Below are 13,991 nucleotides of genomic sequence, written 5' to 3' on the forward strand. Positions count from 1 at the left end.
ATGTCCGGCACGATCAGCCGCCTTGCAGAAGAATACCTGCAGGCGTCGTTCCGTGGCGTCCCGTTCGCAGTGGTCGGTAGCGGCGGGGGCAACGGGCGCAACTTCCAAATCCACCGTTACCCTTTCCGCGACCAGGTCTGGGCCGAGGATCTGGGACGCGCCCCGCGTTCCTACCGCATCCGTGGCTTCCTGATCGGCCCTGAATGCCTAGCGCAGCGTGACCTGCTGGTCATGGCGGCCGAGGCGCAGGGCGTGGGCACGCTGATCCATCCTACCGTGGGGGCAAAGCAGTGCGCGCTGATGCGCTTCGACTGGTACGAACGCGACGGCGTCATGGGCATCGTCGATATCGAGATGGAACTGGTGGAAAGCCGCGACTGGCTGGGGTCCGTCATCACCCTGGCGCTCGATGCCGCCATCGGGGTGGCGGCCGTGGCGTTCGGCAGTTCCGCATCATCCGATTACGCCAGCAACACGCTGACCCCATATTCCTACGGGCGCTCCGTCCTCAGCGCCGGGCGCGCGGTCGCCAGCCTCTGGGGCGCGGGCGCGGTTACGGCCATCCGCTCCCCCAGCGCGTGGTCATCCGCCCTGGGCGTCCTGCCAGGCAACCTCGGCCGGTATGTGGGCGGCAATGGTGCCGCCATCGATCCGGATGCAACCGAGGACAGCGTGCTGCAGGACCTGACCACGAACGGGCAGGTCGTCAGTGCCAACGTGACCGGGCTGGCCGATGCGGCGGACGCCATGTCTCTCGCCGCCGGCATCCTCGCCTTGCCCGAATCAGTCCGCAGTGCCATTGCGGATCCGGCCGGGCAGATCGCGGTCCTGACCCCGCTGGTCTCATGCAGTGCAACGGTGCTGGCCTCCAGCGCCCCGATCGGCGGGGCCATTGCAACGGCACGGACAGCCACTGCAACGCTGTGCCGGCAGGCCGCCCTGCTGTCTCTCTCCCGTGCATGCGGGGACTGGCAGCCCTCATCCGCCGAGGATGCGCAGGCCATGCGCCTCAAGGTCGGCACGCTGCTCGACGATGAAGCCATCATCGCAGCCGACAATGGCAATGACGCCAGCTTTCAGGCCCTGCGCTCCCTGCGCGCGCAGGTGCTGCAGGATCTGGCTGACCGGGGCGCGCGCCTGCCGGACATGATCACCGTCACCCGTAACGCCGCCCTGCCCGCGCTGGTGCTGGCGCAGCAGCTCTATGCCGATGGATCCCGCGCGCCTGACCTGATCCGGCGCGCCGATCCCATCCATCCGGCATTCATGCCCACCAGTTTCGAGGCCCTGTCATCATGAGCGGTACGCTCTCTGCCATATCCGATTTTCTGGGCTGGAACAGCGCCCCGTCGGACCAGGTCTCGATCGTGGTCACCACTGGCGGCGCGTCGCGCCAGATCACCAACTGGACCTCGGCCGTACTGCGGCTGGGCATCGAGATCATGCCATGGACGGCGGCGCTGGGCATGACGGCCGCACGCGCGTCGGCCGTCGGGGTCAACACCATCAACCCCGGCGATACGTGTCAGGTCTATATCGGGGCCGATCTTGTGTTCACGGGCTATGTCATCACCGTGGTGGATGACCTCGGGCCGGAAGACCACATGATCGAGGTGCAGATCGCCTCGAAATCCGTCGATCTGGTGGAATGCGCCGCCGAGTTCAGCACGTTCCAGATGAACAGTACCAACGTGCTGGCGATCGCCAAGGCTGTCGCCAGTCGCGTTAACATTGACGTGAATTCCGTCAACGGCGCGGGCGATACAGACATCCTCGCCTTTTCCGTCATCCTGACGGAAACCGCCTATGAGGTGATCGAGCGCATATCCCGCCTCGCTGCAGTGCTGTTCTATGACCAGCCGGATGGCAATATCTGCATGTCGGCCGTGGGCACGGCCCGCTCTGCCAGCGGGTTTGCGGTGGGCCGGAATGTCGAGCGCATACAGACCGTGCGGAGCCTTGAGGGCCGGTATTCCAAGGTCACGGCCATCTGCCAGGGCACGGTGTCGCTCTTCACCGATCCGAACGAAAACGCACTGGCTGATCAGATGGGCGTTCTGACCGTGGGTGTGGAGGCCACCGACCCCGGCGTGCCCCGCACGCGCAACATGTTTATCCCGGTAGAAAACGGCGATCAGGACTACACGGTGACGCGCCAACGTGTGCAGTGGGAGGTCAACCGACGCATCGGTCGCGCCTATCCTGTCACGCTGACGACCGATAGCTGGCGCGATACGGCAGGACAGCTATGGCTGCCCAACACGCTCGCCCCTGTTACCGCACGTGATGGCACGGTATCGGACCTGCTGATCGGGGAACTGACCCTGCGACAGACGGTCGAGGATGGCACGCATGCCGATGTTGTGCTGATGCCGCCCGCTGCCTTCTCGCCCGAGCCCCTGCTTAATCCGGTTCTGGCTGACCGGTTCATTCAGGCAATGAACGCAGCCCAGAACGATGTGGACAGCTCCATCCAGACCGAAGACCTTCCCACACAGGAAGGTGCCGCATCATGACCGTAATCCGCACTGCCCGCCGCGTGATGATGGCGCTGGGCATTGGCCGCCAGACAGCGGACACGAACGAAGCTCCCAACACGCCCACCGTGCAGGTAGCGCTGGCCGCAGGCGAAATCCGCGCGGACGTGCCGATCATACAGGAATACGGGCTGGCCAGCAGGCCGGTGCCCGGATCGGACCTGGTCATGGCCTTCATCGGTGGCGACCGCACCCGGGGCGTGGTCATTGCCACGGGCGACCAGCGCGGCAGGCCGAAAAATCTACAGCCCGGAGAGGTCTGTCTCTATCACCCCGCCACCGGCAGCCGGATCTGGCTCAAGGCGGACGGATCAATCGCGATTGCGCCCGCCAATGGCAAGACCGCGGTCGCGGGTGACCTGACCGCCAGCGGGACCATAACCGGCAATGAGGTCGTGGCACAGGGTATCAAGCTGTCCAGTCATCCTCATGACGGGGTGGAAGCTGGAAACAGCAGGTCGGGTCCGCCCCAGTCATCGTGAGACTGGCATCTTGAGAAAGGTAACACGGTTGGGTGCAGAAGTCGGGTTCTGATCTGTCCACCAGATGCGCTTGTCCCCCCACACGTCAATCGTTTTGCCTCGATAGATCACCCTGCAGATATAATTGCCGTTCGTAAGGTCCGCCATCAGGAACGAGCCGGTTGCGGCAGGGGTGCCAGATTTGTCGAAATATCCGACGAATTCGACGACTTCCCCATCATCTTCCGGATCTGGCTGCCCCTTTTCGCCGGTCCAGATACGCATTCGGTACCGGCTGCCCTTTCGCAGCGCATTGCCCGGGAGGCTGTCAGGGTGGCGGTTCCGGGTGTGGACTGATTTTTCCAATTTTTTTCCTTCAGATAGGTTCCGTATGGATATCGCCATTGTCTGGAACGTTCGCGCGGCGCGCGGCGACTGGCCCATCGTGTCCAGTGACCTAGCCCTCGACAACCCCCTGAAATCGGCGGTCTTGGTTTCGCTTTTCACAGACCGCGTCGCCCCGGACCAGCCCTCATCCGATGACACAGCCGTAGGCATCCAGTCCCCAACCGGCCCGACGGGCGCGGCTTCGGCCGACCGGCGCGGCTGGTGGGGCGATGCCTTTGCCGACCTGCCCATCGGCTCCCGCCTGTGGCAGCTCAAACGCGCGGTCAAGGTCGGCACGCGGGCCATCCCGCGCGAGATCGAGGACATCTGCACCGAAGCCCTGCAATGGCTGGTCGACGACGGTGTTGTCGCCTCGCTCGCCGTCTCGGCCTGGTGGAACGCTACCGTGCGCACCATGGCCGAATTCTCCATCACCCTCACCGAACCGGGCAACAGCACGCCCCGGGTGTTCAAGTTCTCATGGGCCTGGGAGGGTCTGACCTGACATGGCCTATCCACGTCCAACCCTGTCGCAACTGCGCCAGCAGGCCCTGCAGGATGTCATAAGCGGCGGCATCCCCGGCGTGACGGCAGTGCTGCGCTTCTCGGTCATCTACGTGCTGTCCATGGTGCTGGCGGGCCTGTCATGGCTGCATTACGGCTATATCGACTGGGTGGCGAAGCAGTCCGTGCCCTGGACCGCCACGGGGGCCTATCTGGCCGCATGGGGCGCGCTCAAGGGCGTCTATCGCAAGGGAGCCACAGCCGCCAGCGGCACGGCAACCTTCACCGCCACCGGCACGGATGTCATTCCTGCCGGCACACAGTTCGCCCTGCAGGGTGGCCTGCTGGCCACGGCGTCGGCTGACAGCGTGACGGCCGACGGGATCACCGCCGTCAACTGGACCGCCAGCAGCACCGGCACGGCAGGCAACGTCACGCTGGGCACCATCGTCACCCTGTCCAGCCCGGTGCCGGGCATCCAGACCACGGGCACGGTCACCGACATCACGGTCAGCGGCGCGGATATCGAGGATGATACCGATTTCCGCACCCGCGTCATGGAAGCCTACCAGGCGCAGGGGCAGGACGGAAAAGCCAATGACTATGTCGGCTGGGCCGAAGCCGTGGCGGGCGTTACCCGGGCATGGGTAGTCGGCAATGGAGCCGGTGCTGGCACTGTCGTGGTCTACATCATGCTGGACGAGGCCAATGCGGCCAATGGTGGCTTCCCCAACGGCACGAATGGCGCGGCCACCGGTGACGCGCGCTACACCACCGCGACCGGCGACCAGCTGACGGTGGCCAACGCCATCCAGCCCAGCCAGCCGGTTACGGCGCTGGTCATTGTCTGCGCCCCCATCGCGCAGCCCACGGACTTCGTGATCACGGATCTGGGCACCGGCAACACCACGGCCAACCAGAAACTGATCACCGAAGCCCTGACGGACATGTTCGTCCGCCTGTCGGCGCCCGGCGGGACCATCAACCCGAACAACTGGGAGGAAGCAATCGGCGCCATCGGGCTGGACAGTTTCGAGGTCCAGTCCCCTACCGGGCCGGTCACGGGTGCCAATGCGGGCACCATGCCGACCCTCGGCACCATCAGCTTCGCGGCGTAACCCATGGCAGCACCCAGATATTCGGTAGCGGATTTCCGCACCGCCCTGCTCAACCTGCTGCCACGCGGGCGCATCTGGTCACGCGACCCGGACGGCATGCCCTACCAGCTGGCAGGCGTGTGGGCGCCATCCTTTCAGCGCAGCGCCCAGTCGGCCGGTGACCTGATCGATGACGCCTTCCCCTCCACCACGGTCAACCTGCTGCCGGAATGGGAGGCCACGCTGGGCCTGCCCGATCCCTGCGCGGGTGAAAGCCCGACCGTGGAACTGCGCCGCGCCCAGGTGGTGGCACGGCTGACCGATAATGGTGGGGCCTCCATCCCCTACTTCGTCGCCTTCGCCAAAACGCTTGGCTACGACATCACCATCACCCAGTTCGCGCCCTCGCGGTTCCGGCGCAAGTTCGGCACGCCCTTCGGCGGCGATGCATGGGCCTACACCTGGCAGATCAACTGCCCGCAGCTGACCATCAACCGCCTGAAATTCGGCCAGTCCTTCGGAAACCCGTGGGCGACCTGGAGCAACGCGGTGCTGGAATGCGAGCTGAACGCCCGCAAGCCCGCGCACACCATCCTGATTTTCAACTATAGCTAAGGACAACCGATGGAACTGATCATCGGCACGGGCACCGTTGTCGAGGCCTCGCGCGACACGATGCCGGCCACCGGCACGCCGGGCTGGGCAACGGATGGGGATCCTGCCGCCACTATTCCGGCCACCGATTTCCCTGCCTCGCATTACAACATGCTGGTGGCCGAGGTGGTTCAGGTCATCCTCGACGCCGGCCTGACGCTGGACCGCACCAACTGGGGCCAGCTCTCGGCCGCCATCCAGAAAATGATTGCCAGTCCCTACGGTGGCACCGTCTTCACTCCGGTCCAGCAGGGCGGTGGTGCAGATCAGGGTGGTAATAAGATTTATCTTGGATGGGAGTCGGTAGATGGTGCATCCACAGGTCGCCTGCGCTATCAGATAGACAGTTCTGACATTGGACCAATCGCCAACTATTCCGATGTCACGGCCGAGACCACGCGGGCAAAGGCAGAGGAAGCGGCGCTGCAAACTCAGATTGACGGGTGCGTCCCGACACCGGCGGATAACAGCGACCCGGTAAATGGCCGTGTCACGGAATTTCTTTACAACAAGAGCCTGCAGCAGTTCGTCGCTTTCTGCCCATCCATCACGGCTGCCGGTAACGGCATGTCGCTGATTGGTAGCCAGACATTTGGTGCTACCGGGTTCAGCTCGCTGTCCAACTTCGTCTACCGCGAATCAGACGGCGCGTTGCAGGCTAATGTGGGGTCAATTTCGGCAGCCGTTATAGTCGATTTCGCGCCTGTATCCTCGGTTGATACCGTGCAGGCCAACCTGACCACAGAACAGACCGCCCGCACCAATGCGGATGCGACGCTGCAAACCCAGATTGACGGTCGCGTTATCACGCCTGCCGACAACAGCGATGCTACCAACGGCAACATCGATACCCTCATTTATAACAAAACGCTGGAGCAGCCTGTCGCATTCAACAACGGAACAGGTTACGCGCTGCCATTTTCCCAAACATACGGGGCGGCCGGATTCGTTTCTATAGCCAATATGGTCATGAACACATCAACAGGTGGCCTGACCATAAATTACGGCAATATGTCGGACGGCACGACCCATACCTATCTGCCCGCATCGCAGGGGACCATCGCCGGGAACGGCAACCTGCAGGGTGGTACATGGACGAAAACCGGCAATCAGCTGCGTCAGTGTTTCCAGCAGCTGGCATGGGATGGATGCACGATCGATTACCCCGCCGGGGATTACGCTACGACGCCGACCGTAACCTTTATTGCCGCATCATCGGCGGACGGGAACCATCTCTCTGTTCCGCCGTGTTTCAATACGCTGCCCACAACCACATCATTTTCGCCACATCTGGCCACGTTCGCAGGTTCTACTGACGGAACCATACCCGAAAACAACCCCGTCATGCTCCACATCGTCGTTGAAGGAACCGCCGCATAATGGCTACGCAGAACTACATCCTCTATCGCACCGTCGCCTATATGTATCAGCCGGGATATGGATACATGCAGGGAACGACCCCAACGATCCCAGCGGCTCAGGTCTCATCTGCTAAAGGATCGGTCATTGCAACCCAGAAACTGAGCAGCCTGACAGGACTTTCTGTGCCGGACGGGTTTGCCTATGCGCTCGATGCCGCAGGGGCTTACCCGATGGGCAGCATTTACACCCCGTCCACCGATTACACGATGACTGGCGCATCAACGGCGACGGCAGGAACCGCCATCACGCTGACCCTGACACCGGACAATGACGGCCCGACCGGTGATGTAACCGTCACCCTATCGGATGGCAGCGCAGGCGGCACGTTCTCGGAAAATACCGTGACGTTCAGCGGATGCACCAAGACCGCCCAGACGGTGACCTACACCCCCAAGGCGGCTGGAACGGTGACGATCAGCGCCACGAACACCGGCGGCCTGACCAACCCGGCCGGCCTGAGTATCACGGTTGCTGCAGCCGCTGCCACCACCTGACGCAACCCGACAGCCTGTGCCTGCCCGACCGCCCGTGAGGCGGTTTTTTTATGCCTGGAAACCTGATGTTCATTCTGTGGAGACTGCTGGGGTTCGGTGAAGACCCCCAGCTGCGTGACCGGCTTGTCCGTGTCGAGACCAAGGTCGAATCAACCGAGACGGATCTGGCTGCCCTGCGCATCGAGGTCCGCACCCTGTCGACCGAGATGCGCGAATGCATGGGTCAGCTGATCGGCGGCATGAAGGCAGTCAAGGCCATCGGCACGGCCATCGTGGGCCTGATCACCGTGATCGGCACCGTGGCGGCCGCCCTGTTCGCCTATCCCCCCTTCTGCGACTGGGTCACGCATCTTCTGCACGGTGGCCATCCATGACCGCGGGCAATGCCCGAACACAGGAACATGACGACATGAGCGAAAAACTCCCGCGCGGCATCCGCAACAACAACCCGGGCAACCTGAACTATGCGGGCCAGCCCGGCGCGCATCTGGAAACCGGCGTGCCCCACCCGCGCTTTGCGGCCTTCCCCACCATGGCGGACGGGATCCGCGCGCTGCGCGACCAGCTGCTGCGCTACGGCGAGCGGGGCCTGACCACGGTGCGTGCCATCATATCGGTGTACGCCCCCCCCAGCGAGAACCCCACCGGGGCCTATGTTTACGCCCTGTGCAGCCACATGGGCGTGCAGCCCGATACCGTGCTGGACCTGCGCGATCCGGCCACCATGCGGGGGCTGATTGAAGGCATCACGACTATGGAAAACGGGCCGGGGCACATCAGCCTGACCCAGATCGACCAGGCGCTGCGCGCGGCACCTGCCCCGCCCCAGCCCATTACAGAGGCCTGACATGGACCCCACGTCTATCCTGCAGGATGTCCTGTCGATGCTCCCGGCCCAATATGCCGGGGACATCGTGGTCATCGTGTCATTCCTGATCTCGGCCTGCGCCCTGATCGCACGGTTCTGGCGGCCACCGGACCCCACGTCGAAATGGGTGCTGGTCTGGACCATCGTCACCGCCATTGCCCAGGCACGCGGCTGGAACCTGCCCGCCTACCAGCCGGGCAGAAAGGCCGCGATGGTTCCCGCAACGGTTCCACGCAAAGAGGTCGAGCAGCGCCTTGACGTGCCGCCCGGTTCCACCCGGCCGGGCAAGCCGCCGGCGCGCTCATCTCCGCCCGCCTGACTGGGCTCGCCCCGGCTCAATCATCCTCATTCCCCAACCGCCCCCGAGGCGGTTTTTTCATATGGAGACGCCAGACATGGCCACCGATACCACCAGCACCGCCATCCCCGCACTGGAAGGCCTGCTCGAAACCGCGCTGGGCAAGCGTGACACGGCCGCCACGCAGGCGGATATCCAGCTGGCCGGCACCGTGCTGCAGCTGCTGATCCCCGTGATTGTCGAACGCGCGGCCCCGAACCTCGATCTGGCCGGCATCGATGCCGCCGTCACGAAAATCGTGGGCGGGGTCACGGACCTGAAAACCGCGATCGAGGCGAAGCCGGCCGCAACGCCCAATCCTCTTGGTGTCGGCATCGTGCCTCTGGCCACCAAGGCCGAGGCCCCGCACCCGGTCGTGCCCGGTCAGCCGATCCGCTGACCTGTCAACCTGATCCGGCCGATCTGTAAACCGGCCGCCGGGCTGCCCGCATCCTGCCACCTTTAAACTGGTCCACCCGAACCACACGAAAAACGCCGGTTTCCTGCGGCGCTGTGGCGCGGGTGGACTATTTTCATATCAAGACTGGAAAACTCGTCCATGACCCAGCGTGTCAACCTCGTGGCCGTCAATGGCGGCCGCCGCCGGTTCCTCGGTATCGGCCTGCTGTCTGCCGCAGGCATCGCCGCTGCCGCAACCCTGTCCGCCTGCACGGTCAGCAAAAGCGGCAACGTCACCACCATCACGATCAACGTTGCCGAGATCCGTGATTACGGTCAGGCCGGTCTCAATGCGGTCTCGACGGTTCTGAGCATCGCGGCCATCGCCAGCGCAATCGGCACCCCTGCTGTCAGCATCATCGGCCTGGCCGACACGGCCCTGTCCACCGCCCTGACCACCTTCTCCGATGCCGCCGGGTCCACGCTGACCATCACCTATGACGACACGAACTGGAAAAGCCGGGTGGACAGCGTCCTGTCCGCGCTGACCAAGGTCGAAAGCGATCTGAGCGCCGCAATCACCGGGGTCTCGACCAAGATCCCCAGCACAGACCTGACCAACGCCAACACGGCCCTGAACGCGCTGGGCACCATCATCTCCGCGTTCAAGGCCCTGCTGGACAGCGTGGCCGGGCGCCGGAACGTCGGGGCACGGCTGTCCGGTTCTGCCATTGCGCCCTCCCAGGCGCAGGTGCGGCAGGCGCTCCAGGTCCTGGGTGTGACGGCATGACGCCCTTCATGGAGGGCGTCATCTCCGGTGCGGGCGGCACTGTCGTCCTCATCGGGTTGCTGGTCACGATCCCGCTCAAGCTGCATGCGCTTTATGTGGCGGCGCAGCTACGGGATCGTGGGCTGGGGTAACGGTTAAACTGCGCGTCTCTATGGCATTCTTGGGGGGTAAGTGGAATGTCAGCTGCAAATTGGTAAGAGTGGAGAACCGGACACTCGTATGATCGACAACATCTGCTCCCTAGCGCAGAGCTATCGACGAACCCGTTCATCTAGTTACGTTCCTGATTGGTCCTTAATGTCCGAACGCAGATTGCTGCTTGTCGGGAGAGGACGTGGCTGATTTAGATTGACGATGAAGGGTATCAACCTTTCTGACATGAGCTGGGCAATGATCCTGAGTTGTTCCTCGGTCAGTATGTCGCCTGGCTGCGCACCACAGTTCTCGAAAGCGTATTGAACGGCTTTTTTTACGGCGTGCGATTGTTCTCGCTGTCGCTTACGAGCCATGCCGGGGCCGAAGACCGCGTCGGCCGCCTGCTTAGTGGCCTCATTGTCACAGTGCTTATAATCAAAGATATCCACCATATCGGCTTGAGAAAATTGTAGGCGGACCGAAAGATCGAGTTGCATCCCTGTAGTAGGGTCGATCGCATAACAATTTTCGATATTGGGACCAATATAAGTTTCGGACAAAAGGACCACGGCCCGGAGAAAACCGAAATATTCTACGTAACCAAGCAGCATCCCAGTGGTCGAATTTCCCGAAACTGCTACACAATGCAGAGGCACGCCGACGGGACGTTCGATTAGTAGATCGGTGGTCGAGTAATAGCCAAAACAGGCAGGGACATTTTGATCTCGAAGGTAAACAAGTGCTTGATCACAAGCTACGGCTGGTATCCCGCTGTCATGCACAAGGGCAACGGCCGATTTAACGATTGAGCGCCCTGCCTGGACCCCGCCAATCTGACAGGGAATTTCGACCATCCCTTTAGGATAGGAAGTCCGGGCTTGTACCTTTGTCAGTTCTACCTCAACATCAATCTTTGGGAACTTCCTTTGAAGATCGCGTAAAATTCTGCGTGCCTCGGGCATGTCACGAGCAACTACTTGATATTGGGTTCTTCCGCCTGCCTCTGTTTTGTCCACAGTCGGTTTCGGTAATGCAAAGCCTCCTTGGGAGAGCATTCGGAAGGTCTCGCCTGCTGTCGTACTGATTGTTTGATCCGGAGTGGACCCACGCTCACGCTTGATATCAAAAAAGTGACAAAGCCCGTTCAACTGTGAGGCAAGTACTGCATCCCAGTCGTGCCCGGTTGTATTGTTGCAGAGATTACAAAGAAATCCCCACACCTTTCGAAAACCACCGATTGCATTGGGAATTATGTGCTCGGCAGAATCGTTTTTTGATGTAAGGCTATGATTACAAATAATACAGTTCGCCATACTGGCGACCTTATGCGTCAACGCGTGTAACGACAAGATCCATCGGATTGGAGGGCATTCTTTTCATCCCGTGTCCGCTTCTCGGTTCCCCTCATAGGGCTTTGAATAACCGACATGAGGGCGTAAGCCGACATTTCGAATTTAGATGAACATCGCCGTTTTCTGTAATGCCGCTCCGCAAGGGTTGAAGCACGCTGGGCTGGGCGCGATCGTGTCAGCCTTCAAGGGCCTGCCTGGATAGCGTGGCCGTGCGTCACCCCAGATTGGCCAGCACCGCGCCTGACCCATCGGGTGATTAAGAAGCTGCGGAGCCAGCGCTATTCCGCTGCCACATCCAGCGCCCGACGCGCCGCCTCTGGTTCGCGCCCGAGAATACGCAACAGCGCCTGCACAGCCGGATCCAGCCCCACGCGCCCCTGCTCCCAGTTGCGCCACGTTGCCACGGGTATGCCGGTCAGTTCCGCGATTTGCTTCTGGGTCATGTGCAAGGTCTTCCGCACGGTTGCGGGCGTCGGGTATGGGGCGGACAGATGGCTTGTATCATCCGTGCCGTCCTCGTGCGCCTGACGGTCGATGTCGGCTTCCGTGGTGGCGTTCACCTTGTCCCAGTCGATGGTTCCACCGTGCCGGGCGATCTGGCTCAATGTCATCCTTGCCATTTCTTCCACTCCTTATCGTGCATGCGGCGCGCAGAGATGATCCACGTAATATCGCCGCGCCGCGTGTAGACGACCATGTAACGGCAGCCTTCGATCATCCCGACCGCCTGAATCCGTGTCTCACCATAATCCTTGCGGGTGTCTTCGCGTTCGATCACGTCCCCAAGAAAAATGCGGGCAGCGTAAATGAAATCGAAACCACGGATGGAGAGGCACGCTGCGCTTTTTTCATCGTGCCAGTCAAAGACGTGGTGTGTTGTCGTCATGGGTATTTTATACGCTGCAAGCGTATCGGCTGCAAGGAAAATGATGTGCTAAAAGCGTATTCCTGATCAGAACAATCATCATATTACACAACCACAAGGCGGCTCTCCGGAGCCGCCTTTTTTATTGGAACCAGCATGATAAATCGCAAACTTGCGCAGATCCGCAAGCTGGGCTGTCGCCCGGCTGAGCACCGGCCCGGCCAGCCTTCCATGTCTGCCCTGCGCGGCTTCATGGCCCGGCAGGCCCCTGCCCGCCTCGACCGCAGCCATATCGATCCCGCACCGCTCCTGCTGGGCAATGACATGCTGGGCGACTGCACATCCGCCGGGATCGGAAACCATATCCGCGCCACGTCCGCGCTGGGTGGGTTCCAGACGGATATCACTACGGCGCAGGCCGTGGCGTTCTATGCCCGCTCCACCGGCTACGTGCCGGGCAATCCGGGCACGGATCGGGGCGGTGTGGAGGTCGATGTGCTGACCGCCGCGTTGCGCGATGGGTATGCCGTGACTAACCAGGCCCTGTTCCCTCTCTGGGGCAGCGCAGACCCGGGCGACCTGAATGGCGTGCGCAATATCATGGCGGGCCTGTCGGCGGCCTATCTGGGCGTTCAACTGGCCGAGGCCGACATGTGGCAGGATGAAACGGGCACGCTGGCGCTCGTGTGGGATACCGACACGCCGGCCGGCCATGGCGACCCGACGCCCGGCAGCGCCGGTGGCCACTGCCTGCTGGGCTGGGATTACACCGGCACAGCTGACACCGATATTGTGACCCTATTGACCTGGGGCGCAAAACAGCGCGCAACATGGCGCTGGCTGCGCTCGCGGGTCATGGAGGCGCATGCGCTGGCATGGCGGCAGTTGCAGCCCGCAACCGGCCTTGGCCCTTCGGGTCAGGACTGGGATGCGCTGATCACGGCCAATGATGCCTACCTGCGGGGTGTGGCATGAAGATGCTGCTCACCGTCGCCTGCCTGCTCGGCCTCACTGCCTGCGCCCATCAGGCACCCGTGCAGACCACAATCCCGACCGCCATGGCAGGCATACAGGCCAGCCTGGCGCGGGCCGGCGTCGTGTCGGTCTCGCACGCAGGCGATTGGACCGAGAATCAGGATGCGCTGTTCGTTCGTGCCGTCCGGGCGACACAGTGCCATCAGGACCGGGCCGACCCGGTAGTCGGCACGATCGCGGGCGATGTGACCCTGCAACTGTCCGGGCAGTTCACGCAGGGCGGACAGTTCAGCGTGGGCGCGATCACGACAGCACCCACCTTCGGCATTCAAGGGGACGCCAGCCGGACGCGCGAACAAACGGTCAGCTTGCCGGTGTCTTACGCGCCCCTGTCCTCCATGCCTGACGTGGAGATGGCGCGGCAGCTTGGCTATATGGCATCCATGTTTGCCCAGAACGATGATGCCCGACACGCCGAGGCGGCGCGGTTGATTGCCGACCGGGAAGAACTGCGAGGCCGTGTACAGGCTATGATTGACAGCTGGAGCGCAGCTGAATGCATCCAACCGTCGCCGGTTGTTCCGTTCGTTGGGAGGCATGGCGATCCGACTCGAAAAATCCGTTAGTCACTCTTTGAACGACTCGTGATTTTGCCGTGCGTCCCATATGGGCGTTTTCTGACCAACCCCATTGATACGATTAAAAAAACAGGAA

At 62.2% G+C, this 13,991-nt stretch carries 20 protein-coding genes; 16 read left to right on the top strand and 4 right to left on the bottom strand.

Features of this window, described 5'->3' with window-relative positions:
* From HNO79_RS14940 to HNO79_RS14950, 3 genes are read left to right on the top strand one after another with little or no spacing between them, the layout of a single operon-like run.
* Complete coding sequence (locus HNO79_RS14940) at nt 1–1,299, top strand: DNA circularization protein (protein WP_214164777.1); 1,299 nt, start codon at nt 1–3, stop codon at nt 1,297–1,299.
* Nucleotides 1,296–2,516: a phage baseplate assembly protein gene (locus tag HNO79_RS14945; RefSeq protein WP_214164778.1), complete on the top strand. Its 1,221-nt coding sequence runs from the start codon at nt 1,296–1,298 to the stop codon at nt 2,514–2,516. Before HNO79_RS14940 ends, HNO79_RS14945 begins: the two co-directional genes overlap by 4 nt.
* On the top strand, nt 2,513–3,019 hold the full coding sequence (locus HNO79_RS14950) for a phage baseplate assembly protein domain-containing protein (protein ID WP_214164779.1): 507 nt from the start codon (nt 2,513–2,515) through the stop codon (nt 3,017–3,019). Before HNO79_RS14945 ends, HNO79_RS14950 begins: the two co-directional genes overlap by 4 nt.
* Here HNO79_RS14950 and HNO79_RS14955 read toward each other — a convergent pair.
* Nucleotides 3,011–3,283: a hypothetical protein gene (locus tag HNO79_RS14955; protein WP_214164780.1), complete on the bottom strand. Its 273-nt coding sequence runs from the start codon at nt 3,281–3,283 to the stop codon at nt 3,011–3,013. The genes HNO79_RS14950 and HNO79_RS14955 overlap by 9 nt on opposite strands.
* Before the next feature lie 106 nt (nt 3,284–3,389).
* On the opposite strand from HNO79_RS14955, the gene HNO79_RS14960 reads away from it, so the two are divergent.
* The 11 genes from HNO79_RS14960 to HNO79_RS17435 all read left to right on the top strand — a co-directional run bounded on the left by HNO79_RS14960 (nt 3,390) and on the right by HNO79_RS17435 (nt 10,081).
* The gene (locus tag HNO79_RS14960; RefSeq protein WP_214164781.1) at nt 3,390–3,890 is read left to right on the top strand and encodes a phage GP46 family protein; all 501 of its coding nucleotides are present in this window, start codon (nt 3,390–3,392) and stop codon (nt 3,888–3,890) included.
* Between the two features lies 1 nt (nt 3,891).
* Nucleotides 3,892–5,007: a baseplate J/gp47 family protein gene (locus tag HNO79_RS14965; protein ID WP_214164782.1), complete on the top strand. Its 1,116-nt coding sequence runs from the start codon at nt 3,892–3,894 to the stop codon at nt 5,005–5,007.
* 3 nt (nt 5,008–5,010) lie between these two features.
* Nucleotides 5,011–5,601: a YmfQ family protein gene (locus tag HNO79_RS14970; RefSeq protein WP_214164783.1), complete on the top strand. Its 591-nt coding sequence runs from the start codon at nt 5,011–5,013 to the stop codon at nt 5,599–5,601.
* A 9-nt stretch (nt 5,602–5,610) separates the two neighbouring features.
* A complete protein-coding gene (locus tag HNO79_RS17305; protein ID WP_244987565.1) occupies nt 5,611–7,020 on the top strand; it encodes a hypothetical protein in 1,410 nt (469 codons plus the stop codon).
* Nucleotides 7,020–7,556: a hypothetical protein gene (locus HNO79_RS14980; protein WP_214164784.1), complete on the top strand. Its 537-nt coding sequence runs from the start codon at nt 7,020–7,022 to the stop codon at nt 7,554–7,556. Before HNO79_RS17305 ends, HNO79_RS14980 begins: the two co-directional genes overlap by 1 nt.
* A 65-nt stretch (nt 7,557–7,621) precedes the next feature.
* Entirely contained in the window at nt 7,622–7,930 is a 309-nt protein-coding gene (locus HNO79_RS14985; RefSeq protein ID WP_244987566.1) for a hypothetical protein, read from the top strand.
* Between the two features lie 35 nt (nt 7,931–7,965).
* Nucleotides 7,966–8,403, top strand: a complete 438-nt coding sequence (locus tag HNO79_RS14990; RefSeq protein ID WP_214164786.1) for a structural protein — start codon at nt 7,966–7,968, stop codon at nt 8,401–8,403.
* Nucleotide 8,404: 1 nt separating this feature from the next.
* A complete protein-coding gene (locus HNO79_RS14995; RefSeq protein WP_214164787.1) occupies nt 8,405–8,743 on the top strand; it encodes a hypothetical protein in 339 nt (112 codons plus the stop codon).
* 76 nt (nt 8,744–8,819) lie between these two features.
* Nucleotides 8,820–9,161, top strand: a complete 342-nt coding sequence (locus tag HNO79_RS15000) for a hypothetical protein (RefSeq protein ID WP_244987567.1) — start codon at nt 8,820–8,822, stop codon at nt 9,159–9,161.
* A gap of 159 nt (nt 9,162–9,320) precedes the next feature.
* Entirely contained in the window at nt 9,321–9,950 is a 630-nt protein-coding gene (locus HNO79_RS15005; protein WP_214164789.1) for a hypothetical protein, read from the top strand.
* Entirely contained in the window at nt 9,947–10,081 is a 135-nt protein-coding gene (locus tag HNO79_RS17435; protein ID WP_275954928.1) for a hypothetical protein, read from the top strand. The genes HNO79_RS15005 and HNO79_RS17435 overlap by 4 nt, the downstream gene beginning before the upstream one ends.
* A gap of 144 nt (nt 10,082–10,225) precedes the next feature.
* Here the strand turns inward: HNO79_RS17435 and HNO79_RS15010 are convergent, their stop codons facing one another.
* The 3 genes from HNO79_RS15010 to HNO79_RS15020 all read right to left on the bottom strand — a co-directional run bounded on the left by HNO79_RS15010 (nt 10,226) and on the right by HNO79_RS15020 (nt 12,323).
* The gene (locus HNO79_RS15010) at nt 10,226–11,398 is read right to left on the bottom strand and encodes an HNH endonuclease (RefSeq protein WP_214164790.1); all 1,173 of its coding nucleotides are present in this window, start codon (nt 11,396–11,398) and stop codon (nt 10,226–10,228) included.
* A 317-nt stretch (nt 11,399–11,715) separates the two neighbouring features.
* On the bottom strand, nt 11,716–12,057 hold the full coding sequence (locus HNO79_RS15015) for a helix-turn-helix domain-containing protein (protein WP_214164791.1): 342 nt from the start codon (nt 12,055–12,057) through the stop codon (nt 11,716–11,718).
* Nucleotides 12,045–12,323, bottom strand: coding sequence for a BrnT family toxin (locus HNO79_RS15020; RefSeq protein ID WP_214164792.1), 279 nt, complete (start codon nt 12,321–12,323; stop codon nt 12,045–12,047). The genes HNO79_RS15015 and HNO79_RS15020 overlap by 13 nt, the downstream gene beginning before the upstream one ends.
* A 135-nt stretch (nt 12,324–12,458) precedes the next feature.
* On the opposite strand from HNO79_RS15020, the gene HNO79_RS15025 reads away from it, so the two are divergent.
* Together HNO79_RS15025 and HNO79_RS15030 are read left to right on the top strand one after the other, a co-directional pair.
* A complete protein-coding gene (locus HNO79_RS15025) occupies nt 12,459–13,277 on the top strand; it encodes a hypothetical protein (protein ID WP_244987568.1) in 819 nt (272 codons plus the stop codon).
* Nucleotides 13,274–13,903: a hypothetical protein gene (locus HNO79_RS15030; protein WP_214164793.1), complete on the top strand. Its 630-nt coding sequence runs from the start codon at nt 13,274–13,276 to the stop codon at nt 13,901–13,903. The genes HNO79_RS15025 and HNO79_RS15030 overlap by 4 nt, the downstream gene beginning before the upstream one ends.
* Nucleotides 13,904–13,991 lie beyond the last annotated feature (88 nt).

It is taken from the genome of Komagataeibacter oboediens, from assembly GCF_018491655.1.
GTDB lineage: Bacteria > Pseudomonadota > Alphaproteobacteria > Acetobacterales > Acetobacteraceae > Komagataeibacter > Komagataeibacter oboediens.

What these genes read in the sequence shown, in the direction of transcription:
- HNO79_RS14980 (WP_214164784.1), top strand. Translation starts at nt 7,020, where the DNA reads ATGGCTACGCAGAACTACATCCTCTATCGCACCGTCGCCTATATGTAT.
- HNO79_RS17305 (WP_244987565.1), top strand. Translation starts at nt 5,611, where the DNA reads ATGGAACTGATCATCGGCACGGGCACCGTTGTCGAGGCCTCGCGCGAC.
- HNO79_RS17435 (WP_275954928.1), top strand. Translation starts at nt 9,947, where the DNA reads ATGACGCCCTTCATGGAGGGCGTCATCTCCGGTGCGGGCGGCACTGTC.
- HNO79_RS15015 (WP_214164791.1), bottom strand. Translation starts at nt 12,057, where the DNA reads ATGGCAAGGATGACATTGAGCCAGATCGCCCGGCACGGTGGAACCATC.
- HNO79_RS14960 (WP_214164781.1), top strand. Translation starts at nt 3,390, where the DNA reads ATGGATATCGCCATTGTCTGGAACGTTCGCGCGGCGCGCGGCGACTGG.
- HNO79_RS15000 (WP_244987567.1), top strand. Translation starts at nt 8,820, where the DNA reads ATGGCCACCGATACCACCAGCACCGCCATCCCCGCACTGGAAGGCCTG.
- HNO79_RS14955 (WP_214164780.1), bottom strand. Translation starts at nt 3,283, where the DNA reads ATGCGTATCTGGACCGGCGAAAAGGGGCAGCCAGATCCGGAAGATGAT.
- HNO79_RS14990 (WP_214164786.1), top strand. Translation starts at nt 7,966, where the DNA reads ATGAGCGAAAAACTCCCGCGCGGCATCCGCAACAACAACCCGGGCAAC.
- HNO79_RS15005 (WP_214164789.1), top strand. Translation starts at nt 9,321, where the DNA reads ATGACCCAGCGTGTCAACCTCGTGGCCGTCAATGGCGGCCGCCGCCGG.
- HNO79_RS14945 (WP_214164778.1), top strand. Translation starts at nt 1,296, where the DNA reads ATGAGCGGTACGCTCTCTGCCATATCCGATTTTCTGGGCTGGAACAGC.
- HNO79_RS14965 (WP_214164782.1), top strand. Translation starts at nt 3,892, where the DNA reads ATGGCCTATCCACGTCCAACCCTGTCGCAACTGCGCCAGCAGGCCCTG.
- HNO79_RS14985 (WP_244987566.1), top strand. Translation starts at nt 7,622, where the DNA reads ATGTTCATTCTGTGGAGACTGCTGGGGTTCGGTGAAGACCCCCAGCTG.
- HNO79_RS15030 (WP_214164793.1), top strand. Translation starts at nt 13,274, where the DNA reads ATGAAGATGCTGCTCACCGTCGCCTGCCTGCTCGGCCTCACTGCCTGC.
- HNO79_RS15020 (WP_214164792.1), bottom strand. Translation starts at nt 12,323, where the DNA reads ATGACGACAACACACCACGTCTTTGACTGGCACGATGAAAAAAGCGCA.
- HNO79_RS14995 (WP_214164787.1), top strand. Translation starts at nt 8,405, where the DNA reads ATGGACCCCACGTCTATCCTGCAGGATGTCCTGTCGATGCTCCCGGCC.
- HNO79_RS14950 (WP_214164779.1), top strand. Translation starts at nt 2,513, where the DNA reads ATGACCGTAATCCGCACTGCCCGCCGCGTGATGATGGCGCTGGGCATT.
- HNO79_RS15025 (WP_244987568.1), top strand. Translation starts at nt 12,459, where the DNA reads ATGATAAATCGCAAACTTGCGCAGATCCGCAAGCTGGGCTGTCGCCCG.
- HNO79_RS14940 (WP_214164777.1), top strand. Translation starts at nt 1, where the DNA reads ATGTCCGGCACGATCAGCCGCCTTGCAGAAGAATACCTGCAGGCGTCG.
- HNO79_RS15010 (WP_214164790.1), bottom strand. Translation starts at nt 11,398, where the DNA reads ATGGCGAACTGTATTATTTGTAATCATAGCCTTACATCAAAAAACGAT.
- HNO79_RS14970 (WP_214164783.1), top strand. Translation starts at nt 5,011, where the DNA reads ATGGCAGCACCCAGATATTCGGTAGCGGATTTCCGCACCGCCCTGCTC.